19 protein-coding genes and 1 other annotated feature are annotated in these 22,589 nt (G+C 47.1%); of the genes, 15 read left to right on the top strand and 4 right to left on the bottom strand.

Going from position 1 to position 22,589, the window contains the following annotated elements:
* Positions 1-249 precede the first annotated feature (249 nt).
* The 3 genes from M3200_RS07945 to M3200_RS07935 are packed head-to-tail and all read left to right on the top strand — an operon-like array spanning position 250 to position 2,430.
* A complete protein-coding gene (locus M3200_RS07945; RefSeq protein ID WP_022383002.1) occupies positions 250-1,068 on the top strand; it encodes a pyridoxamine kinase in 819 nt (272 codons plus the stop codon).
* Positions 1,068-1,352, top strand: a complete 285-nt coding sequence (locus tag M3200_RS07940; protein ID WP_022383001.1) for a TIGR04076 family protein — start codon at positions 1,068-1,070, stop codon at positions 1,350-1,352. Before M3200_RS07945 ends, M3200_RS07940 begins: the two co-directional genes overlap by 1 nt.
* 46 nt (positions 1,353-1,398) lie before the next feature.
* Entirely contained in the window at positions 1,399-2,430 is a 1,032-nt protein-coding gene (locus M3200_RS07935) for a 3-deoxy-7-phosphoheptulonate synthase (protein ID WP_108850856.1), read from the top strand.
* Between the two features lie 63 nt (positions 2,431-2,493).
* Here M3200_RS07935 and M3200_RS07930 read toward each other — a convergent pair whose 3' ends face one another.
* The gene (locus tag M3200_RS07930; protein ID WP_022382999.1) at positions 2,494-3,447 is read right to left on the bottom strand and encodes an L-lactate dehydrogenase; all 954 of its coding nucleotides are present in this window, start codon (positions 3,445-3,447) and stop codon (positions 2,494-2,496) included.
* A 268-nt stretch (positions 3,448-3,715) separates the two neighbouring features.
* Here M3200_RS07930 and M3200_RS07925 point away from each other — a divergent pair, with 268 nt between their 5' ends.
* The 6 genes from M3200_RS07925 (at position 3,716) to M3200_RS07900 (ending at position 10,684) form a co-directional block, all read left to right on the top strand.
* Positions 3,716-5,323, top strand: a complete 1,608-nt coding sequence (locus tag M3200_RS07925; protein WP_022382998.1) for a peptide chain release factor 3 — start codon at positions 3,716-3,718, stop codon at positions 5,321-5,323.
* A 203-nt stretch (positions 5,324-5,526) separates the two neighbouring features.
* Positions 5,527-6,438, top strand: coding sequence for a hypothetical protein (locus M3200_RS07920; RefSeq protein ID WP_022382997.1), 912 nt, complete (start codon positions 5,527-5,529; stop codon positions 6,436-6,438).
* Positions 6,435-6,956, top strand: a complete 522-nt coding sequence (gene dcd, locus M3200_RS07915) for a dCTP deaminase (protein ID WP_022382996.1) — start codon at positions 6,435-6,437, stop codon at positions 6,954-6,956. Before M3200_RS07920 ends, dcd begins: the two co-directional genes overlap by 4 nt.
* A 171-nt stretch (positions 6,957-7,127) precedes the next feature.
* Positions 7,128-8,096, top strand: a complete 969-nt coding sequence (locus tag M3200_RS07910) for a TAXI family TRAP transporter solute-binding subunit (protein ID WP_022382995.1) — start codon at positions 7,128-7,130, stop codon at positions 8,094-8,096.
* Positions 8,097-8,177: 81 nt separating this feature from the next.
* A complete protein-coding gene (locus M3200_RS07905; RefSeq protein WP_022382994.1) occupies positions 8,178-8,702 on the top strand; it encodes a DUF1850 domain-containing protein in 525 nt (174 codons plus the stop codon).
* A gap of 5 nt (positions 8,703-8,707) precedes the next feature.
* On the top strand, positions 8,708-10,684 hold the full coding sequence (locus M3200_RS07900; protein WP_022382993.1) for a TRAP transporter permease: 1,977 nt from the start codon (positions 8,708-8,710) through the stop codon (positions 10,682-10,684).
* A gap of 61 nt (positions 10,685-10,745) precedes the next feature.
* Here the strand turns inward: M3200_RS07900 and M3200_RS07895 are convergent, their stop codons facing one another.
* The gene (locus tag M3200_RS07895; protein WP_022382992.1) at positions 10,746-11,792 is read right to left on the bottom strand and encodes a diacylglycerol/lipid kinase family protein; all 1,047 of its coding nucleotides are present in this window, start codon (positions 11,790-11,792) and stop codon (positions 10,746-10,748) included.
* A 230-nt stretch (positions 11,793-12,022) separates the two neighbouring features.
* Here M3200_RS07895 and M3200_RS07890 point away from each other — a divergent pair, with 230 nt between their 5' ends.
* The 4 genes from M3200_RS07890 (at position 12,023) to M3200_RS07875 (ending at position 16,508) form a co-directional block, all read left to right on the top strand.
* The gene (locus M3200_RS07890; RefSeq protein ID WP_022382991.1) at positions 12,023-12,820 is read left to right on the top strand and encodes a PhzF family phenazine biosynthesis protein; all 798 of its coding nucleotides are present in this window, start codon (positions 12,023-12,025) and stop codon (positions 12,818-12,820) included.
* Between the two features lie 400 nt (positions 12,821-13,220).
* Positions 13,221-13,420: a binding site (T-box leader), on the top strand.
* 184 nt (positions 13,421-13,604) lie between these two features.
* On the top strand, positions 13,605-14,762 hold the full coding sequence (locus tag M3200_RS07885; RefSeq protein WP_022382990.1) for an ABC transporter substrate-binding protein: 1,158 nt from the start codon (positions 13,605-13,607) through the stop codon (positions 14,760-14,762).
* Between the two features lie 173 nt (positions 14,763-14,935).
* Positions 14,936-16,195, top strand: coding sequence for a Y-family DNA polymerase (locus M3200_RS07880; RefSeq protein WP_288178228.1), 1,260 nt, complete (start codon positions 14,936-14,938; stop codon positions 16,193-16,195).
* Positions 16,188-16,508, top strand: a complete 321-nt coding sequence (locus M3200_RS07875; RefSeq protein ID WP_022382988.1) for a YolD-like family protein — start codon at positions 16,188-16,190, stop codon at positions 16,506-16,508. The genes M3200_RS07880 and M3200_RS07875 overlap by 8 nt, the downstream gene beginning before the upstream one ends.
* Before the next feature lie 50 nt (positions 16,509-16,558).
* Here M3200_RS07875 and M3200_RS07870 read toward each other — a convergent pair whose 3' ends face one another.
* Entirely contained in the window at positions 16,559-17,023 is a 465-nt protein-coding gene (locus M3200_RS07870; protein WP_022382987.1) for a hypothetical protein, read from the bottom strand.
* A gap of 205 nt (positions 17,024-17,228) precedes the next feature.
* Complete coding sequence (gene nifJ, locus M3200_RS07865; protein ID WP_288178231.1) at positions 17,229-20,756, bottom strand: pyruvate:ferredoxin (flavodoxin) oxidoreductase; 3,528 nt, start codon at positions 20,754-20,756, stop codon at positions 17,229-17,231.
* A gap of 464 nt (positions 20,757-21,220) precedes the next feature.
* On the opposite strand from nifJ, the gene M3200_RS07860 reads away from it, so the two are divergent.
* Entirely contained in the window at positions 21,221-22,144 is a 924-nt protein-coding gene (locus tag M3200_RS07860; RefSeq protein WP_022382985.1) for a LysR family transcriptional regulator, read from the top strand.
* A 7-nt stretch (positions 22,145-22,151) separates the two neighbouring features.
* A complete protein-coding gene (locus M3200_RS07855) occupies positions 22,152-22,457 on the top strand; it encodes a hypothetical protein (RefSeq protein WP_022382984.1) in 306 nt (101 codons plus the stop codon).
* Positions 22,458-22,589: the final 132 nt, after the last annotated feature.

Here is a 22,589-nt window from a genome sequence, read left to right as displayed (position 1 = left end):
CAGCCGCAGCGCCTGGCGCTAAGATTTTCCAGGGGCTGACACTTGATGCAAATACTTCGGACAATGTCATTGACCCGTGGCTCACAAAAGCAGGTCTTATGTAATTAATTAAGCAAAAGCCGTTGTCCATATGAGGATGGCGGCTTTTTTGATTGAAATCAATAAAGATGCAATAATAGATGATTTTCCCTTTTGGCAATATGGTACAATAAAAAATATATTGAAGTATTACTGAAGGGAGGGGCTGTTTTGGGAAAACAAGTACTATTGATTAATGATCTTCCCGGATACGGCGAAGTAGCGCTGGCTGCCATGATGCCTATTCTTACCCATATGGGGCATCATATTTATAATCTGCCGACAGCTCTGGTCTCAAATACCCTGGATTATGGGAAGTTTGAAATTCTGGACACGACGGATTATATGATCCATACGCTTGATGTCTGGAGAGCGCTTAATTTCTCCTTCGATGCCGTTTCTACCGGCTTTATCGTAACGGAGAAGCAGGCGGAGATGATCCGGGAGTACTGCGTGGAAGAACGCAAAAAAGGAACACTGATATTTGTAGATCCGATTATGGGAGATGAAGGGCATCTGTATAACGGGCTTACGGATCAGACAGTTGCAGGGCTCAGAAATTTGATTTCCGCAGCAGACTTCATGGTCCCCAATTATACGGAGGCATCTTTCCTGGCAGGAGTGCCTTACAAGGAAGAGGGGACGACAGAGCCTGAAATCAAAGACCTTCTGCTTCGTCTTCATGAGATCAGCAGGGGATCCGTTATTATAACAAGCGCAAAAGTAGATGGAAAGAATGCAGTAGCAGGCTATGATGCAAAGCTTGATAAGTTTTTCCTCATCCATTTTTCACTGATTCCCATGCGCTTCCCAGGGACCGGCGATATTTTTTCTGCCGTGTTCATGGGCGGAGTGCTTCATGGAAAAACGATGAAGGATGCTGCGTCGCATGCCATGGATACCGTACGCAGAATGATAGAAAAGAATTTAGGAAGCAGGGAACCTTTTAAAGGAATTCCGATTGAAACATGTCTGGAGGTTTTGGACTAATGGCTAGAAGACCGAAAATCAAGATTACCTGTATTGACAGATTGGGAAAATGCCCCTGCCACAGGGGACACCGTCCGGGAGATTCCTGGGATTTTGATAAGGACAGAGGAGAAATCTGCCCCATGGTCATGCATGTGGCATTTCCATACATAGATATCCTGAGGTACGGCGGAGAGATTCCCCAGCCGGGACAGAAAAAAGGGACAGCCATTTTCTGCTGCCCTGATGTAGAAACCATCAATGTATTCAAAATCGAACGAATCGATGAAGAGAAAGAGGACTAATCAGTCTTTTCTGAAAGTTGTATAAGTGAGAATGGGTGTGGACATCATGGAACAGATGAAATTCATCCGCAGGCTTCCTGAACCAATGGAAATGAAGCAGGAAATTCCATTGAAGCCGGAATATGCAGAATTGAAGGAGAGAAGAGATAAAGAGCTTGCAGACATCATGACAGGGAAGGATGACAGATTCTTACTGATCATCGGCCCCTGCTCAGCAGATAATGAAACTGCCGTGCTCGATTACTGTGAGCGTCTTGCCAAAGCGGCAGATGAAGTCAAGGACAAATTATTCATTGTTCCAAGAGTATACACGAATAAGCCGCGCACGATAGGCAAGGGTTACAAAGGCATGCTTCATCAGCCCGATCCGGAAGGAAAGGAAAACATGATGGAAGGAATCAAAGCTATCCGCCGCATGCATGTCCGTGTCATTGAAAATACAGGATTTACCTGTGCTGAGGAAATCCTCTATCCGGAAAATCACAGATATCTCTCCGATCTACTGGCATATGGAGCCATCGGGGCGCGCTCTGTCGAGGATCAGCTTCACAGGATGATTGCAAGCGGCGTGGGGATTCCGGTCGGCATGAAGAATCCGACATCTGGCGATCTTTCTGTCATGATGAATTCCATTGAAGCTGCTCAGAATGAGCAGGATTTCCTTTTCCATGGGTGGGAAGTGCATACGACGGGAAATCCCCTGGCGCATGCTATCCTCCGCGGATATGTCAATCACTTCGGGACAAGCATGCCCAACTATCATTATGAAAACTTGCAGCATGTGATGGAAATGTACAATGAAAGATCACTGGAAAATCCTGCCATCGTTGTGGACTGCAACCATTCCAATTCCGGCAAGAAGTACATGGAGCAGATCCGTATTGCCAGAGATGTCATGGCAAGCAGAGCTTATTCTCCGGATATTCATCATCTGGTCAAAGGGCTTATGATCGAGAGCTACATCGAAGACGGAAGCCAGAAAATCGGAGAAGGGATTTATGGCAAGTCCATTACCGATCCATGCCTTGGATGGGCAAAGAGCTATGAACTGATCTTGAATCTGGCGGATCAGGTATAATACAATAAAAAAGGCTGTAAAAAACGATTTCCCGCTTTTCACAGCCTCTTTTTAGTTTTCAGATTAGAGTTTCAGTGCTCTTGCAAAGTGTTCTTTCAGGACCTTAATGGACTTCTGGAATTCTTCATTTTCTTCATCTGTCAGGTGGAGTTCAATGATGTCCTCTACACCGTCCTTACCGATCTTGACCGGAACGGAAGCAAAGCTGTCCTTGATTCCATACGGGCCGTCGAGGTAGACGGAGCAGGGGAGAATCTTGTGCTCATCATGGTAAATGGCACGGACAAGCTCAGCTGTTGCAGAAGAAACACCGAATTCAGTGCAGCCTTTCATGGAATTTTCCCAGGTGCCTTCTTCATGAACCTTGCGGAGAATTTCATCCTTGGAATCCATGTGGTAAACGTCCGGCTTTTCAGCAAGAAGTTCATCAATCGGCTTGCCTGCTACCGTGACGTGGCTCCACGGAATCATGCTCGAATCCCCGTGTTCGCCTAAGAGGTAAGCTGTGAGGGAACGGCGGTTGATTTTAAGCTGCGTGGAGAGCTGCATCTGCAGGCGGGCGGAGTCCAAAGCTGTGCCCGAGCCTATGATTTTCTGCTTTGGCCAGTCAAGCTTGTACTGCAGGTATTCGGCAATAATATCGCATGGGTTGGAAATGGAAATAATGATGCCGTCAAATCCGGATTTTTCAATGATCGGGAGGAATTCCTTGCTCGTATCGACGGCGCTGTTCATCATGTCGAGGCGGTTCTGTCCCTGAAGGCGCGGCCTGCCGGATGCATTGATGAGGATATCCGCATCTTTCATATCATCGACTGTGCCTGCATAGGCTTCGAAATGATGCGGCTGGTAACTTACGGCATCAAGCAGATCCAAAGATTCGCCTGTTGCCTTGTCATGATTGATATCATAGAAAACGACTTCGTCTGCAAGTCCCTGGACTGCAAACTGAAGGGCTAAGTGGGAGCCTACGTTGCCGGCTCCGATGATTCCGATTTTTCTGGTTTTGATTGACATAAGATTCTCTTCTCCTTTACTCCAAACGAACCAGATGGGCTGATTCAGGGTACATACCATTCTCCTGTACGAATCGTTATCAATACATAGAATACAATTATCTGTTTAATAGATAATTACAGTTATTATACTACAAGAAATTTGCGATGTATATTCCTGAAATAAAGGCAGTGAAACGAAATTTCTGAATTTCCAAGAAGCTGTAGGAAACTGATGCCTCCTTGATGTATAATATAAATGTATATGTTTTTTATTATTGAGGTGCAAAATGACTGATTTAGAAGAAATACAGAGACGCCGTACATTTGCCATTATTTCACATCCGGATGCCGGTAAAACGACATTGACGGAAAAACTTCTGCTTTACGGGGGTGCTATTCACCTGGCAGGCTCCGTAAAAGCAAGGAAAACAGCCAGATATGCAGTGTCTGACTGGATGGAAATTGAAAAGCAGCGCGGTATTTCTGTAACGAGTTCCGTACTGCAGTTTGACTATGCAGGATGCAGAATCAATATTCTGGATACGCCAGGGCATGCGGATTTCTCTGAAGATACATATCGTACACTGATGGCCGTCGACTCGGCTGTCATGGTCATCGACGTTGCAAAAGGTGTCGAAGCGCAGACAAAGAAACTTTTCAAAGTTTGCTCTGACAGAGGCATCCCGATTTTTACATTCGTCAATAAAATCGACCACTTTGGCAAGAATCCATTTGATCTGATGGCTGAAATCGAGGACGTCCTTGGCATCCGTTCCTGCCCGATGAACTGGCCGATTGGCGTAAACGGCAATTACACAGGGATTTATGACAGGGAGACAGAAATGTGCCACCTGTTCCTGAAGGACAATGCCCACGGCGTCAAGAAGCTCGAAGTTATCTCCGGCAAGATTGATGACGAAGCAATCAAATCGAATCTGACTCCGGAAATCATTGAATCTCTCGAAAGTGATCTGGAACTTCTTGATGAAGCCGGCGATCCTTTTGATGAAGAAAAAGTAAAGAAAGGGGAACTGACACCGATGTTCTTTGGCTCGGCCATGACGAACTTCGGCGTGCAGCCGTTCCTTGAAAAATACCTGCAGCTTGCTCCGCCTCCGGAACCTAGAAAAACGCTGGAAGGTTCGATTTCCCCGGAAGATCCATCCTTCTCCGCTTTCGTTTTCAAAATCCAGGCGAATATGGATCCCAAGCATCACGACAGAGTCGCATTCATGCGCATCTGCTCCGGCATTTTCGAAAAGGGCGCAAGCGTCCTTCACCGCCAGAGCGGCAAGATGCTCCGCCTGTCCCAGCCGCAGCAGTTCCTTGCCACGGAAAGACAGACCGTCGAAAAAGCATACCCGGGTGATATCATCGGTATTTTTGATACAGGCGAACTTGGTGTGGGAGATACAGTCTGTGAGAAGAAGCATCCTGTCACATTCATTGATTTCCCTGTATTCCCGCCGGAACTCTTTGCCCGGATTTCCCCGGAAAGCAGCATGAAGAGAAAGCAGTTCCTGAACGGCGTAGGACAGCTTGCCCAGGAAGGCGCCATTCAGGTTTACAAGCAGCCGTATATCATGGAATCCTTCATTATCGGTGCTGTCGGCCAGCTCCAGTTTGAAGTCATGAAGTACCGTCTTGAAAATGAATACAATGTAACTGTAAATCTGGATCTTATGGAATATACGACAGCCCGCTGGACGGAAGGCGATGTTCCGCCGGAAGAACTGATTGGCATCGACAATGCACTTGTCGTATACGACAGAAGGGAACGTCCGGTATACCTGCTTCCAAATGCATGGCAGGCAGGATGGCTCGAACAGAGAAATCCGAAGGTCAAATTCCTTGAAAGCCCGCCTGTAGGAGTGGCAGAACTGGAAGGAAACTGATCAAGGCGGATCGAATAAAAAAAGGAGCAGTGGAATGCAGCAATGCATGATCCACGGCTCCTTTTTTTATTGAAATTGAGAGAATTCACGCTTTAGCGCCTATATCTGAAATAAAAATATATACAGGCTCATTAAAATTATATATAATATACCAAAACGCTGAAACAGAGAATGATAGATATGAACTAAACGGGGCGGTGAGTATGGCAAGAAGAAAAGGTTTGAAACAGTGGGACAAAATATCAACAGAAGGCTGGATGACGCTTTTAGGCGATAATGCTGTCATGAGCCAGCTGATGATGAGAATATTCTCCAAGCTCTACTATACCCCGGATTATACAGACAATGCGAAGAATATTGCAGAAGCTCTTTATATGGAATACCGTGCCCTGAATGCAGGCGTCGGCTGGGCAGGAAACAAGATCAAGAGCCTGTATGAAGAAGGAAAGCTGGCTAAGAACAGCGAGGCTGATGGAGCGGAAGAAACAGGCAGCGAAGACGCTGCCGGCGAAGGGGCTCTAAAAGCAGATGCCGCACCTAAGAAAAGAGCCCCCTGGGAGTATGTCTTTGATGGTTCTGAAAGTGAAGACGGCACTTATTTCTGGATTTTGAAACCGGAAGCCGTCCGTGCTTACCGCGAACTTGTTGAAGCCGATATCTGGGGCGGAGAAGCTATCCGAAGATTCCTCGATGAGGACGTATCAGCGGCCGGAGTGGAAGGAAATCTTTTTTCAAAGCCATCTGAAACAACAGTAGGAAGAATCCGCCGCTATCTTGATGAAGAGCATACCTTTCACCGCAAATCCTTTGGTGAACATCCGAGGTGCACCGTTTGCGGAGCAGAAAGACTTTCTTTATTGAGAGCCGTTCCCTACGGAGATGATGACTTCAACCATAAGGGTCTCGTCTTCTGCCCGACGCATGGGTCACTGTTTGCAGCGCATTTGATTACATTTAATGACAGGGGAGAACTCCTGATATCCGACCGCCTGACAGATAAGGAGAAATCTCTTTTCAATCTGACAGAAGGCATGCAGGCAGTAAACCCGTTCAGCCGCCGCAGGATGGCTGTACATAGAAGAATTTTTAATCAGGAAGGCAGGAAGCACAAATGATTTTATCCGGAAGAGAAATCGTTCGGCATATGGGTGAGGAAATAATCATTGATCCGTTTGATCCCAAAAAGGTAAATCCCAACAGTTACAATCTGACACTGTCCGATGAGCTTATGGTTTATGACAATCATGAGCTGGATATGAAAAAGAAGAATACCGGACACCTCCTCCATATACCGGAAGAAGGAATTTTTCTTGAACCAAACAAGCTCTACCTGGGAAGAACAAGAGAATATACAAAGACGAAGTGCTTTGTGCCGATGCTGGAAGGAAGATCTTCTATCGGACGGCTTGGTCTCTTCATCCACGTTACGGCAGGGTTCGGCGATGTAGGATTCTCAGGCTACTGGACACTTGAAATGTTCTGCGTGCAGCCGATCCGCATCTATGCAGGAGTAGAGATCTGCCAGATCTATTTCCATACGGTTCTTGGCGAAGCTGATACGTATGATCAGGGAAAATATCAAAATAATACAGGAATTCAGCCCAGCCTCCTTTACAAAGATTTCGAAAAGTAGTATTATCAGAATAACTTTATAGCACATAAAGCAAAGAAGCTTGCAGCAGATGTACGGTTCCCGTATGTCTCGCTGCTTTTTTATTTCTCTGCAGTGCACAAATGTTTCCGGAGGCACAAGAGCAAACTACAGCACCAGTGCTTTCTAAGAGAACCAAGGAGGTCGACAGTTATGAAAAAGGCAATGAAGAAATTGATGGTAGCAGGTGTCCTTTGCATGGCAGGTGCTGCATTCCTGGCAGGCTGCGGAAGCGATAGTTCTTCTGGCGGCAAACAGTTCCTGAACATCGCAACCGGCGGTACAGCAGGCACCTATTATCCTCTGGGCGGCGCATTAGCTGAAATCCTGAACCAGAACATCAAAGGGATGAACGCTTCCGCACAGTCCACCGGCGCATCCGTAGCTAACGTCAATATGCTGAAAGACGGATCCGTTGATATCGCTTTCATCCAGAACGATATTGCTTACTACGCAGCAAATGGCAAGGAAATGTTCAAAGACAATAAAGTGGATTCCCTCCGCGGTCTTGCAGCTCTCTATCCGGAAACAGTTCAGTTCGTTACAACCCAGGACAAGGGAATTAAGACAATTGCCGACCTGAAAGGCAAGAAAGTAGCAGTCGGCGCATCCGGCTCCGGTGCTGAAGCCAATGCACGCCAGATTCTGGAAGCTTATGGAATCACATACAATGATATTGATGTACAGTACCTCTCCTTCGGCGAAGCAGTCGATGCTCTGAAGGATGGCAACGTTGATGCAGGCGTCGTTGTAGCAGGCTTCCCGACAGCAGCTGTACAGGACCTTGCTGCTAACAAATCTGCTGCTATCGTTGATATCGATCCGAAGATTTCTGATCAGCTGATGCAGAAATATCCATACTACACCAAGATGGTCATTCCGAAGGGCACTTATCCTGGACAGACAGAAGACGTCAATACTGTAGCTGTTAAGTGCGTCATCGTCGGAACAACAAAACTCAGCGATGAAATGGGCGGAGAAATCGTCAAAGCTCTCTACACGCATCTCGACCGCATGAAAGCAGCTCACGCCGTAGGCAAGTACATTACGAAGGACACCGCTCTGGAAGGTATGTCCATTCAGATGAACGCCGGTGCTGAAAAGTATCTGAAGTCTAACTAAAGGGTTCATCTCATTACGCCGATTCTTTAAAAAGGAAGGAGGGGGAACGGACTCTGCGGGGCAGGGTCCGTTCTCACTTTAATGAGAAAGCAGAAAAATGGGAAATTAGAAACAGTCCTGATTGTTTTCGGGCTGATTATCTGTCTGGTTATTGCTGTCGGAGGATGGATTATCCGGCAGCCATACCTGTTCGGACAAACCTCGGACGGATTTATCATCAGGCAGAGAGTGGAAGCAGGAACACCCGTAACGCTGGTTTATAGACATTCCGTACAGAAGACGATGATTTATGAATATCTGGAAGTCAATAAAGCAACGGAAGGATTCGTCCTGAAGTCCACCAAGTACCAATCGCTGGGAGTTGGCCTGCCATTCTCACAGGGAGATGGTGATTTCAAGGAAGAAGACGGCTGGTTCATCATGGATAACATGAGCCGCAATTTCCCGGAATTATCGATTAGAAATGGTGTAACCAATGAAGAGAAGGTCTATGTGGGAGATAAGGAATATGAGCTGTCAAAGCTGATGCCTCTGGGAAAAGAACTTCATCTCTACGTAGCGCCTCTTTACAAAGGTTGGTATATGAAAAAAGAAATTAGGAGCTGATACTCTTGGATGAATTAAAGAAAAATGGGACGAATCCGCCGAATGATACAGAACCCATAAACGGGGAGCTCACAGATGAACTCCAAAAGAAGCTCAAGGAATTGGATAAGGAATCCAATACCGTAGAGTACTCTGGCATCTTCGGGAAAATCATTGCAGCAATCTGCATTTGCTTCTCCCTCTTCCAGATCTACACAGGGATTTTTGGTACATTAGATGCCATGATCCAGAGATGTATCCACTTGTCGTTCGGTCTCTGCCTGGTGTACCTGCTCTGCCCGACAAAGAAGGAATGGATCAAAGACGGGAAATTCCACTGGCTTGATGTGGGACTTGCCATTCTGGCCATGGTTCCGCCGGTATACATCCTTGTCAATTACCAGCAGCTCATCCTCCGCGCCGGCACCGTAACGCCACTTGATACGGTCATTGGCACGCTGGGGATTGTCATGGTCATTGAAGCAGCAAGACGTATCGTCGGACTGCCGATTGTCATCGTCGTACTGTGCTTCCTAGGATTCGGCTTTTTTGGGCCGTACATGCCCGGACCATTGGCACACAGGGGACTTTCCCTGCAGCAGATGGTCGGACACCTCTTCTTTACGACGGAAGGCGTATTCGGTATTCCGCTGGGCGTATCCTCAACATTTATTTTCCTGTTTATCCTCTTTGGTGCATTCCTGGAAAAGACAGGCCTTGGCAAATTCTTCATTGATATTGCGAACGCCATTGCAGGCTGGGCATCCGGTGGTCCGGCAAAAGTTGCCATACTTTCCTCTGCTCTCCAGGGCACCATTTCCGGATCTTCCGTTGCAAACGTTGTAGGTTCCGGCTCCTTCACCATTCCGATGATGAAGAAACTGGGTTACCATAAGAACTTTGCAGGCGCCGTAGAAGCTGCCGCTTCCACAGGCGGCCAGCTGATGCCTCCTATCATGGGCGCAGCTGCATTCCTGATGGCTGAATTCGTTGGTATTCCTTACATGGAAGTCGTTAAAGCGGCTGTCGTACCAGCTATCCTTTACTTCCTTGGCGTTTTCCTTGGCGTTCATTTTGAAGCAAAGAAACACCATCTGGAAGGAACGCCCAGAAGCGAACTTCCGCCATGGGGCAAAATCATGAAAGAAGAAGGCCATCTGGCTATTCCGCTGATTGCCATCATCGGGCTTCTTGCTTCCGGCTATACACCAATGAAAGCAGCTCTTGCAGGTATCTTCATTTCCATTGCAACAGCTATGCTTAGAAAAAATACCCGCATGAGCTTCTATGACATTGTAGACGGCCTCATCAAGGGTGCCAGAGGCGCTTTAGGCGTACTCGTAGCGTGCGCCGCTGCAGGTATGATCATCGGCGTTGTTACAAAGACAGGTGTCGGCCTGAAACTGGCTTCCGCACTCGTTACTGTTGCTGCAGGCAACTTCATGCTTCTCCTGTTCTGCACCATGCTCACTTCCCTGATCCTCGGGATGGGCGTTCCGACAACAGCAAACTACGTTATTACATCCACAATCGCTGCTCCAGCCCTGATTCAGCTTGGCGTTCCTACGCTGGCAGCGCACATGTTCGTATTCTACTTCGGTATCATTGCGGATATCACTCCGCCGGTTGCTCTGGCAGCATATGCTGGCTCTGCAATTTCAGGAGGTGACCCGCTGAAAACGGGCGTGAATGCATCAAAGCTGGGCATAGCCGCGTTTATCATTCCATATGTATTCGTTCTGTCTCCGCAGCTGCTTGGCATAGGAGCCACCTTTACGAGTGTTCTCATGACGACGACAACTGCCATCATCGGCATGATTGGTATTTCGGGAGCTATGATCGGCCAGTTCTATACCAGGGCAAATGTATTTGAACGTTTGATTCTGGCTGCAGGCGGCCTCTGCCTGATTGATCCTCATGGCCTGACAGATCTCATCGGCGTTGCACTTCTTGTAGGCGTAGGCGTCATGCAGTGGTTCAGAAGTAAAAAAGAAAAAGCATAAAAGCATAATAAAAAGCGTGTCCAATGCGGCACGCTTTTTATTATGCTCTGTTGATGATGAACTATTTTTCTTCTGTCTCGGAAGGCTCGCTGCTTTCCTGCGTGGTCTTATCCTTCTGGAGGAGCTCTTCATTTTCATTCCAGGGGAAATGGATATGAGACGCCACACTGTTGAAGAAGTGCGGGAAATGAACGGTATCATCCCTTGCGTCCTTAGGTACGAAGACGGGAAGGCAGGCTGGAAGAATTTCAAGGTCAATAGGAAATTTTGGCCCCTTGTCGCCGTCAACGTTTGTCCAAAGTACATCATTTTCGTCAATGGAAATATGAGCCTTCTTCAAGCTGACAACGGTGACGAAGTCAGGACCCATCTGAATGCCTGCCAGAAGCTTTGGCGCCTGGCGGATGGCAAGAAGCCATTCGAAATCATGGAACAGGCAGAGCTTTATGACGCCCTTGTTCCTGTCTTCCGGCGGGATCAGGTTGCGGAAGCTCCCTGCTGAGTCAGTCAGCATGGCCGCAATTAAAGGAGAGGAGACCTGAATGACAGTGCCGTCGTCTTCTTCAATTCTGAAGTGATACGATTTCTGGCGGTTCAGGACCTGCATTCCCTTCATGAAGTAGGCAAGAGAACCAAAGAGTGTCTTTTCTTTGATGGTGACTTCCCCTACGGCTTCCGATAAGAGGCCTGCAGCAACGACATTGATGAAGTAGCGGTCATTTATCTTGCCGACGTCGATATTCGTTTTTACAGCCGTTTCAAGCATCCGTATAGCACCTTTTGGCGAGCGGGGGATGTGAAGGGCACGCGCCAGATCATTTACCGTACCGAAAGGGATGAATCCAAAGGCGGATTTCCCTCCAACAGGAACCATTCCGTTGATGGTTTCATTGATTGTGCCGTCGCCTCCCATGCAGATGATGTCATGGCCTTTTTTAGCGGCAATTTCAGCAAAATGTGTGGCATCTCCCGGTTTTTCCGTGAGCTTTATGGTAATGTCCTCAAACCGTTTTGACAGCACGGAGTGCAGCAAGGGTATGTACTTGGGGGCACGCTCACGCCCTGAAGTAGGGTTGACGATGACAGTACACTGTCCTGATTTTTCCATAAATTTACTCTCCCGAATGACTGCGGTCCCAATTCCGCAGTTTGTTGATCTTATGCTTATTATATCAAATCATCATGGATTGTTGATACAAACATTTTACAAAAGGTCATTTCCCGGAAGTAAAATGCAGGGGCAGATATGGATTGTCTTACTCAAGATATAGCCTTATAATTCAAATAAGCTAAATTATTTCTTGACCCAATATAGAAAGATCTTCACGGAGGTTAGTTATGAAAGAACTTATTGTCAGGCAGTATATTGCAGATGCATTTACTGACACCGTTTTTAAAGGGAATCCTGCAGCCATTTGCCTGCTCCAGAATTGGATTTCTGATGAAATGATGCAAAATATCGCCAAAGAAAATCGCTTGTCAGAGACAGCATTTACTGTCAAAAAAGATCAGGATTATGAACTTAGATGGTTCACACCGGGCGGCGAAATAGATCTTTGCGGTCATGCTACCTTGGGAACGGCTTACATCCTCTTCAATTTTATAGAAAAGGATAGGGAAGATATCGTATTTCATACGATGAGCGGCAATCTGACTATCCATAGGAATGGGGATATTTATGAAATGGACATGCCGGCTTATGAGCTGAAAGAAATCCCGGTGACCGATGAGATGGAAAAAGCTGTCGGCATCCGTCCCAAAGAAGCCTGGATGGGCCGCGATCTGGTATGCGTTTTAGACAATGAAGAGGATGTCGTCCATGCAAAAATTGATCAGGAGGCAGTCCTGAAGCTGGATGGACTCTTACTGCATATCACTGCTAAAGGGAAAAGTTATGACTGCGTAACCAGGAGCTTTGCGCCGAAACTTTTAGTTGATGAAGATCCAGTCTGTGGCTCTGGCCATTGTCATGTCATACCTCTGTGGGCAGAAAAGCTTGGGAAAGGTAAATTGACAGCATGGCAGGCTTCCGAGAGAAGCGGTGTCCTTTACTGCCAGATGAAAGGGAAGCGGGTTATTCTTGGCGGTAAAGCGGCAATTTATTCAGAAGGATATATCCACATCCCTGAAGAATAAGGATTCCCTTTTATACGGGAATAAGCCGTGACGAGCGGTACGTGCATTGTATTTCATTTTTCCTTTGCTGATGCTGCGGTTACTGCTAAAAAAGCATCTCATGTAATCTTTCCATGTTTTTTATTCAGTTCCCCAATTTTCCCAAATAAACTCTGCCAGGTGGGAAGGATAAGATGAAATGCTTCATCTGCTGTAAAGGGGAATCATTCTCGAACTTCATAAGGTACTTTATTGTCAGGCTGGATTGCAATAGTAGATTATATAGCAAAAATAAGAACTGAATAATAGTATACATTATAAATGTTTTACTCTAACATGATAAAGAAAGTTTAAGATAAAAAAGCTTGACAAGGCAAAATAATCAGATTATGATATACACATTCAAACAATCAAACAGCCAGAACAAGCGATGAGCAAGACAAAAGGTCTGTTGCAGTGTTCCTCAGAGAGCCGGTGTATGGTGCAAACCGGTGGACAGCAATATTCATAATATCCCTTGCGAGCTCTGGATCCGAAACAAGTAGGAGCCGGCGTTCATTCACGTTACGAATAGATTGCTAAGTATAATGTAGGGTGGTACCGCGATACGTCGCCCCTATCTTCGTAGGGAGATAGGGCTTTTTTTGTACCTGTTCCATAGTATTTAGCACATGAGTGATAAACCGGAGTGGTACCGCGCAATGCGCCCCCGCAGGCAATATTTTTATGTCTGCGGGGTTTTGTTTTACTTCATCGGTTGGAAGGCTGGGATTAAAAAGTATTTTGAGAGGAAGAGGGAGACATTATGCAGAAGAAATGGTTCAAGGGAATGGCTGCTGTCATGGCAGCAGCAGCACTGGCCGGTGCATTTGCAGGATGCGGCGGAGACAAGAAAGCTGCCCAGAGCGGCGCAGCAGGACAGACAGTTAAATTCGGATTTGTAACTGCATATACAGGCCCCGGCGCAGCTTACGGCCAGGCTATGAAGGAAGGCGTTGATCTCGCTGTCGAAGAAATCAACAAAGATCCGAAGACAAAGATGAAGATCGATCTCGTAACTTACGATACCAAGCTGAACAAGGCAGAAGCAATCAATGCTGTCAAGAAGTGCATTGAACAGGATAAAGTCCTCGCTATTGAAGGTCCGATGACATCTGGCGAAATGTTTGCTGCAGGTCCCGTTGCCCAGCAGTCCAAGGTTGTTGCCTTTGGTACCGGCACCACAGCTCCTGGCATCACCGATCTTGGCGACTACATTTTCCGTAATGCTATCCCAGGCAAACTCGCAATTCCGGTTACTGTACAGAAAGCTTATGACAAGCTTGGCTTCAAGACCGTTGCTGTCATGTACTCCAACAACAATGACCAGATGGTCGGCGAAAACAAGATTTATCAGGACGTATTCAAGCAGCTGGGCGTCAATGTCGTAGATACTGAAACTTTCGCTGATAAAGATACAGACTTCTCTGCACAGCTGACAAAGATTCAGGCAGCTAATCCGGATGTCATCGCTATTGCAGGCCTCTATCAGGAAGGCGCTCTCATCGTCAAGAAAGCTCGTGAAATGGGAATGACCCAGCCGATCATCGGCAACAACGGCTTCAACAGCCCTGCATATATCCAGCAGGCAGGCGATGCTGCTAACGGCACACTTGTAGCTACCCCGTGGAACCCGGAACGCAAGAGCGACAAGGCTCAGGCATTCCGCAAGGCATATGTTGCCAAGTACGGACATGAACCAGATCAGTTCGCTGCTCAGGCTTACGATGCTATGTACGTTATGCACCAGGCTGCTGAACAGTCCGGCACAACAACAGACCGCAAGAAATTCCGTGATACACTGGCTAAGATCAAAGACTTCGAAGGCGCTACCGGCAAATTCCAGTTTGACGAACACCGCGATCCGAAGATGGATCTGGACGTTCTGCAGGTCAAAGACGGAAAGTGGGTACCGTTCGCTTAACAGGTCAGGAACTCCCTTTTCTGAAATAATCCATGAAAGAAGCACTGGAGGATGACTCCGGTGCTTTTTTCATGGAAATTTTCAAAAAAACTGGACTATTGAAAGAACCGAACCGATATTCTATAATAGAAAGACAGAATATTTATTTGGTGAAAATAAGTTTGGCGCTGGAAATGAGAAAAACGTACATATGCATTGATTTGAAGAGCTTTTATGCTTCTGTAGAGTGCGTAGCCCGCGGCCTTGATCCCTTTTCTTCCAACCTGGTTGTCGCAGATCCCGGAAGGGGACATGGCGCACTCTGCCTGGCGGTAAGCCCTGCCATGAAGGCGAGAGGAGTCAGAAACCGCTGCCGTCTTTTTGAAATTCCTCCGGAAATGAAGTACATCGCGGCGCTTCCCCGGATGAGACAGTATATGGAGGTATCTTCTGATATCTACGAAAATTACCTGAAAATCTTCAGAAGGGAAGATATATATGCATATTCCATTGATGAATGCTTCATTGACGTCACATCCTATCTGCCACTGTATCGTATGAACGGGCGACGCATGGCGCTTTTTCTGATGAAATCCATCTTTGTGAAAACAGGCATCAGTTCTTCAGCCGGGATCGGAAGCAATATGTTTCTGGCAAAGGTCGCAATGGATGTCCTGGCAAAGCACAATGCCGAACGTGCGGCAGTCCTTGATGAAGACAGTTTTAAAGAGGAAATCTGGCATCACAGGCCCATCACGGATATTTGGGGAATCGGAACACATATGGCGACAAGACTGGCTAAATACGGCATCTTTGATCTGTATGGCATCACGAAAGTCAATGAATCGCTTTTCTATAAGGAGTTCGGGAAGAGGGCAGAGTACCTGATCGATCATGCATATGGGAGGGAACCCTGCACCATTTCGGATATCCATAGTTACACGCCGGCTGCGAGGTCTCTTTCCAACGGGCAGGTACTGTTTAAGGATTATGATTATGAAAGTGCAAGGCTTCTTACAGGTGAAATGGCAGAAGTCCTTATCCAGCAGCTTTTAGAAAAGAATCTGGTGGCGGAGGGGATATCCCTTCATGTCGGATATTCAGGAAATGAAAGGAGAGGAAACGGAGGCAGCAAGAAACTGGAGACACCTACGGATATACCTAAGGATATATGGGCGGCATTTGACCGGCTGTATGTAGAAAAAGTCAGGGAAGAGATCCCGATAAGGACAGTCAGCCTATGCCTGGAAAATGTCAGGAAAGCAGAAGAGGTGCCAAGGATTATGTCTTTATTCAGAAGCAGTGAGGAGGAGGACAGGGACAAAGAGCTGGAACGGGTGATGATCCAGGTAAAAAGAGAATTTGGGAAAAATGCGCTGCTCCGCGGTTTCAATTATGCGCCGGGAGCCATGCAGCAGACAAGAAACGGACTGGTAGGAGGACATCATGAGTGATAAGAAAAGAGCCGTGCAGTTTCTTCCCTTTAACGGACTGCGCGGATATGATGAAATGATCAGGGAAAAACGGAAGATAAAGGAACCAAAGAAGGAAATATCAGAAAGAAGGGCAGCCTTTCTTGACCTGATGATCAGAAGCATGAGCAGGGGAGATTTGATCCGTTGCATCTTCTATAAAGAAGATCATTATGAGGAAGAAAGCGGAATTGCTTCAAAAGTTGATGAAATAAAAAAAGAAATCGTAGTGAATGACAAAACGATTCCTTTTTCAGACATATGGGAACTCCATGACTGGGGAAGGGCAAAATAAAAGAGGCTGTGGCAAAATGATTGCACATTTTGTCACAGCCTCTTTTTGATTTAAACAATCCTCAGAGCGTTTGGAATCCTTACCGTACCCAGATGCTCAGACATATCCATGTAGAACTCTACATCCGCATAAAACGTGTCCATGACCTCGTTGAACGGGACATGATAGTCTTTGCTGAAGGAATATTCCAGATAGTAGGGAGCCCATCCTGCCTTCATAAAGAAGAATTTCATGGGATTGATTCCTTCCGCAGGCTGAAGATTTGCTGCATCAAGAAGTTCTTCTCCTGTTACTTCCCTGAATCCGAAATAGGATGTAATGGAAAGGACGAGAAGACGCAGCTTGTAATCCTTTTCCAGCAAATTCAATACATCCATATTGATTGTGAGCTTGTCTGCAATTTTTCGGATTTCCGCTTCCTTTGCCAGATATTCTTCCTCTGTCAAATCAATGGAAAATCCATCCTTTAATTCATGAAGCAGACCTTTCTTTTCTGAAACGGCATCAGTACTCATCGTGACAGCCTCCTTTGGAAAATATGAGAGATCGCGAAATGATGACTTCCTTGTATTCTCTTACCCTCATCGTAACATAACGGGAGAAAAGCGGCAAATGAATGGCAGTGATAAGGAATCAATAAAAAATCCTGCAGGGCCGTACCCCGCAGGATTTCTTATTCAGCATTATAGAGCATGTGCCTGCATAGCAGACTTCAGATCCTTATTTCTGTTCAGCAGCTTTTTTAGCTTCGATTTCCAGATCGTAGGATTTCTGGATACGTACATAGTTTTCTCTGCGCTGGAGGGCATCTCTTTCGGTCTTTTCGAAGAGTGCTTCTGCTTCTTCAGGGAAGAGTTTTGCCAGGGAGGAGTAACGGACTTCGCCCATGAGGTATTCTCTGAAGTTGCCCTTCGGTTCACGGCTGTCGAGATGGAACGGGTTCTTTCCTTCTTCGAGAAGAGTCGGGTTGTAGCGCCAGTTGCACCAGTAACCGCATTCTACAGCGCGTTTCTCTTCAGCAGAGGACATGCCCATGCCGGCTTTCAGGCCGTGGTTGATGCATGGAGAGTATGCAATGATCAGGGACGGTCCCGGATATGCTTCTGCTTCTGCAATAGCCTTGAATGCCTGGTTCATGTCAGCGCCAAGAGCAATCTGAGCTACATAGATGTATCCATAGGAAACAGCAATCATGCCGAGATCTTTCTTCTTTGTCTTCTTGCCGGAAGCTGCAAATTTTGCAATGGCAGCAGCCGGTGTGGACTTGGAGGACTGTCCGCCGGTGTTGGAGTAAACTTCGGTATCGAGAACGAGGACATTGACGTCTTCGCCGGATGCAAGAACCTGATCGAGGCCGCCGAAGCCGATATCATAAGCCCAGCCGTCGCCGCCGAAGATCCACTGGCTCTTCTTGATGAAGTGGTCTTTCAGTTCAAGGAGATCCTTGTATTCCGGATGAGCGGAGACTTCTGCTTCCAGAGCGCTTTCAAGTGTTTCAGCGCGGAGACGTGTGCCTGCGCCTACATCCTTCTTGTCAAGCCATTCTTCCATAGCTTCTTTGACATCGCCGGTTGCGGAAGGAAGAGCATCTGTAATTCTCTGAACAAGGCGGTCACGGAGTTTCTGTTCGCCGAGGTGCATGCCAAGACCGTATTCAGCGTTGTCTTCGAAGAGGGAGTTAGCCCATGCAGGACCCTGTCCGCGAAGGTTCTTTGTATATGGCATGGACGGGGAGCTTGCACCGTAAATGGAGGAGCAGCCTGTAGCATTGGCAATGACCATGCGATCACCGAACAGTCTGGTTACCATATTGATATAAGGTGTTTCGCCGCATCCTGCGCAAGCGCCGGAGAATTCGAAGTAGGTCGGTTCAAAGGCAGTGCCTCTGGCGGTTGTCTTTCCGATCGGGTTCGTTCTTTCCGGAAGCTTCATTGCATAATCCCAGAGATTCTGCTTGGAAATCTGGGTATCAAGCGGTTTCATGACAAGAGCTTTCTTCGGAGCCGGGCATACGTTAGCGCAGATGCCGCAGCCATAGCAGTCTTCCTGATCGATAATGATGCGGAACTTGAGGCCTTTGACTGGTCCTCTGAATTCCTTGACGATGAATCCTTCAGGAGCAGCTTCTGCTTCTTCTTCTGTAACGAGTACAGGACGGATTGTTGCATGTGGGCAGACGATAGCGCACTGGTTGCATTCGATGCAGTTTTCAGCAATCCATTCAGGAACGTTGATAGCAGCGGTCGGGCGTTCATACTTGGAAGTGCCGGACGGGAATGTGCCGTCTTCCATGCCGGTGAAGGTGGAAACAGGGAGATCATCGCCTTCCTGACGGTTCATGACATCGCAGACGTTCTTTACGAAATCAGGACGTTCTACTCTGGCAATGGAGCCTCCGGTTGTTGCGTGAGCCCATTCTTCAGGAACCGGTACTTCAACAATGCCCTGCATGCCTGCATCAACAGCGCGGTTGTTCATGTCAACGACATCCTGGCCCTTCTTGCCGTAGGAGTGTTCGTTGGATTCCTTCAGGTATCTGATGCTGTCTTCATCAGGAATGATGTGGGTCAGATGGAAGAATGCAGACTGCATGATCATGTTGATGCGTCCGCCAAGGCCGATTTCCTTTGCAATTTCAAATGCATCGATGATGTAGAATTTTGCGTGGAGAGCAGCGAGTTTTCTCTTCATGCCGACCGGGAGGACTCTGTCGAGATCTTCTTTTCTCCATGTGGAGTTCAGGAGGAAGATGCCGCCTGGCTTGAGTCCGCGGAGAAGGTCATACTTGTAAATGTAGGATGGGCGGTGGCAGGCAATGTAGTCTGCTTTGCTGATCAGGTATGGTCTTCTGATCGGATCCGGTCCGAAACGGAGGTGGGAGATTGTTACGCCGCCGGATTTCTTGGAATCATAAGCGAAGTAGCCCTGTGCATAGAGGTCAGTGTGGTCGCCGATGATCTTGATGGCGCTCTTGTTTGCGCCGACGGTGCCGTCAGAACCGAAGCCCCAGAATTTGCAGGATACAAGCTTGCTTGGCATTTCCGGTACAGGAACCGGTGCCAGAGAGAGGTTTGTCACATCGTCGTTGATGGACAGTGTAAAGTTGTGGCGCGGTGTTTCTTCCTTGAGGTGTTCATAGACAGCCATGATGTCTTCCGGAACAACGTCCTTGGAACCAAGGCCGTAACGTCCGCCGCATACCTTGATGGAACGGCCGGAAGAAGCGATGGCGCTGACAACGTCAAGATACAGCGGTTCGCCGATGGCACCCGGTTCTCTTGTCCTGTCGAGGACAGCAATCTTCTTGACTGTATCCGGAATCTGGGACAGGAAATGCTTGACGGAGAACGGACGGAAGAGGTGGACGTTCAGTACGCCTACCTTTTCGCCATGTGCATTAAGGGCGTCTGTGACATCTTTGCAGATATCCGTGACAGAGCCGATGGCAATGACGATGCGGTCAGCATCCGGAGCACCATAGTAGTCAAAGAGGTGATATTCTCTGCCGGTGATAGCGCTGATCTTGTCCATGTAGCCCTGAACGATGTCAGGAAGTGCATTGTAATAGGGGTTTGCGGATTCGCAGTGCTGGAAGTAGACATCCGGATTTTCTGCTGTGCCGCGGATGACCGGGTGATTCGGGTTCAGAGCTCTTGCTCTGAAATCAGCCAGTGCTTCCTGATCGATGAGAGGAGCCAGTTCATCATAATCCAGGACTTCAATCTTCTGGATTTCATGGCTTGTACGGAAACCATCGAAGAAGTTGATGAAAGGAACGCGGCCTTTGATGGCAGCCAGATGAGCGACGCCGGAAAGATCCATGATTTCCTGTGCGTTAGCTTCAGCCAGCATAGCGCAGCCGGTAGCTCTTGCACTCATGACATCCTGATGATCGCCAAAAATGGACAAAGCATGGTTGGCCAGTGCACGGGCAGCGATATGGAAAACGCCCGGAAGAAGTTCGCCAGCTACTTTATACATGTTTGGAAGCATGAGGAGCATGCCCTGCGATGCTGTATAGGTAGTAGTCAGCGCACCGCTCTGCAGAGAGCCGTGGAATGCGCCGGATGCGCCGCCTTCGGACTGCATTTCAACAACATGTACGGTGTCGCCGAAAATGTTTTTCTTTCCGTGTGCGGACCATTCATCTACCACTTCAGCCATCGGAGAAGAAGGGGTAATTGGATAAATAGCAGCTACTTCTGTGAAAGCGTAGGAAATATACGCAGCAGCTGTATTGCCATCCATTGTTTTTACTTTTCTCACAAATAAACACTCCTTTTTCTTTACAGAAAAATCTGGGCTTTCAGACTTTTCCTAAAATGCCCTCAAGAGGGACATATGCACAATGGAAGCAGCAGATGAAGCAGAAAAGAGCTTGAAAGGCCCTGGTGATGGATCATTTCACTCATTCGTGAACACATGCCTTTTTTATACTCTGAAAAACAACCTCAAGCCGCTGATTCTCTTGCAAGAACCCTGAAAATTATGTACAATGATTTTATGATAAATTTGCATAGGTATCCAGCGTTTTACTCAGCCAGAGTTATGCAAAACATTGCGCTTTTTCAGGGTGCATCTAGCAGAGGTAGATACATTATTATTATAAGATAAACTCAATTATTCCACAAGAAGAATTGGCCCCGGGCGCATGCATTCAATTGCTTTCCTATGATAAAGAAAAGCATATACGGAAACAGGAGGAATATGCCATGGACTATCGTCACCTGAAGTATTTTATGGAAGTGGCGGAGCAGAAGAGCTTCAGCAAGGCGGCCAGAAATTTGCACATTTCACAGTCTGCAATCAGCCGTATGATCAAATCACTTGAAGAAGAGCTGGGGGTTACGCTCTTTATCAGAAATGCGAAGACTGTAGAAATCACAGCTCCTGGAACCATCTTCCTGAACTATGCTAAGCGCTGCTTGTTTGTTTTTGAACATTTGAAATCAGACTTTGAAAACGAATTCAATCTGAAGCAGGATACGATTGAGATCGGACTTCCGCCTATTACGGATGCCCATGTATTCGCAAAGCTTCTGGGTGAATTCAAGAAAACATATCCGCAGATTGCCATCAAATTGTATGAACATGGTTCCAAAGTCATTGAATCATCCGTTCAGGAAGGCGTCATTGATGTAGGCATCATCTGCACCATCCCGAATAAGGATTTTGAATCTTTCTTCCTTTCTGAAGATGAGATGTGCGTCGTCATGCCAAAGGGCTATCCGCTGGAAGAACACAAGGAAGTCCCGATGAAACTTCTGGCAGACTATCCGCTCGTTCTTTACCGTGATGATTTCAATCTTCATGACGACATTCTTGCCAACTGCAAGAAGATCGGATTCACTCCGAAGGTTGTATTTGAAACCAGCCAGCGTGAATTGATGCTGCAGACCGTCATGAGCGGACTTGGCGTTGCCATCCTTCCTTCCCGCCTTTGCCCGGCAAACAGCGAAAACAGCAAGGTTGTCACCCGTGTCATGACAGAACCGCGCATGACGCATCATCTCTATGCGATCTGGAAGAAAGGCCGCTACCTGTCCAGAGCAGCCCGTTTATGGATCAAATTCACCAAGGATCATCTGACACTTCTGAATGTAGATACAAAACTGGATGAAGGCATAAAGGAATAAAGTATCCGTGAGCAATTGGAAAGCTAAAATCGGCTGGAAGGATAAGAAGTATTTATACCTTGCACTGATCGCCCTGACGGGAATGACGATTTATCAGCAGGTTCTGATTACGGATCTGCAGACAAGGATGATGAATATAGAAGCCTCCCGCTATGATGATCAATTGAATGATATCCGCTGGGAAGCAGAAAAAGCGCTGGAAGAAAACAAGGAACAGCAGAAGGATATTCTTCACCTGCAAAAACACAGCTCAGAAGACCGTTTCCATATTATGGAAATGCAGTGGGATATGTACGGCAAGGGAGATCAATAAAATTCCCCGGCAGACTGCATGGCAGGATGCCGGGAATTTTTATTTTCAAAGCAGGGGAAAAAGTGCTGAATGGAGCGGTTTGACCGCATCCTAAAGAGTTCGGCGGATTGTATAATTAAGTTGAACACTTAA

This window comes from Dialister sp. CAG:357 (assembly GCF_000435155.1).
GTDB classification, from domain to species: domain Bacteria; phylum Bacillota; class Negativicutes; order Veillonellales; family Dialisteraceae; genus Dialister; species Dialister hominis.
Note: the sequence above shows the minus strand (reverse complement) of the source record. Positions and strands in the feature narration are given on the sequence as shown.

Bases quoted from the DNA above. Each gene is read 5' to 3' on its own strand.
- M3200_RS07930 (WP_022382999.1), bottom strand. From the start codon at position 3,447: ATGTCAATCAAAACCAGAAAAATCGGAATCATCGGAGCCGGCAACGTA.
- M3200_RS07870 (WP_022382987.1), bottom strand. From the start codon at position 17,023: ATGAGTACTGATGCCGTTTCAGAAAAGAAAGGTCTGCTTCATGAATTA.
- M3200_RS07890 (WP_022382991.1), top strand. From the start codon at position 12,023: ATGAAAGAACTTATTGTCAGGCAGTATATTGCAGATGCATTTACTGAC.
- M3200_RS07860 (WP_022382985.1), top strand. From the start codon at position 21,221: ATGGACTATCGTCACCTGAAGTATTTTATGGAAGTGGCGGAGCAGAAG.
- M3200_RS07880 (WP_288178228.1), top strand. From the start codon at position 14,936: ATGAGAAAAACGTACATATGCATTGATTTGAAGAGCTTTTATGCTTCT.
- M3200_RS07885 (WP_022382990.1), top strand. From the start codon at position 13,605: ATGCAGAAGAAATGGTTCAAGGGAATGGCTGCTGTCATGGCAGCAGCA.
- M3200_RS07920 (WP_022382997.1), top strand. From the start codon at position 5,527: ATGGCAAGAAGAAAAGGTTTGAAACAGTGGGACAAAATATCAACAGAA.
- M3200_RS07895 (WP_022382992.1), bottom strand. From the start codon at position 11,792: ATGGAAAAATCAGGACAGTGTACTGTCATCGTCAACCCTACTTCAGGG.
- M3200_RS07875 (WP_022382988.1), top strand. From the start codon at position 16,188: ATGAGTGATAAGAAAAGAGCCGTGCAGTTTCTTCCCTTTAACGGACTG.
- M3200_RS07910 (WP_022382995.1), top strand. From the start codon at position 7,128: ATGAAAAAGGCAATGAAGAAATTGATGGTAGCAGGTGTCCTTTGCATG.
- M3200_RS07940 (WP_022383001.1), top strand. From the start codon at position 1,068: ATGGCTAGAAGACCGAAAATCAAGATTACCTGTATTGACAGATTGGGA.
- M3200_RS07935 (WP_108850856.1), top strand. From the start codon at position 1,399: ATGGAACAGATGAAATTCATCCGCAGGCTTCCTGAACCAATGGAAATG.
- nifJ (WP_288178231.1), bottom strand. From the start codon at position 20,756: ATGGATGGCAATACAGCTGCTGCGTATATTTCCTACGCTTTCACAGAA.
- M3200_RS07925 (WP_022382998.1), top strand. From the start codon at position 3,716: ATGACTGATTTAGAAGAAATACAGAGACGCCGTACATTTGCCATTATT.
- dcd (WP_022382996.1), top strand. From the start codon at position 6,435: ATGATTTTATCCGGAAGAGAAATCGTTCGGCATATGGGTGAGGAAATA.
- M3200_RS07905 (WP_022382994.1), top strand. From the start codon at position 8,178: ATGAGAAAGCAGAAAAATGGGAAATTAGAAACAGTCCTGATTGTTTTC.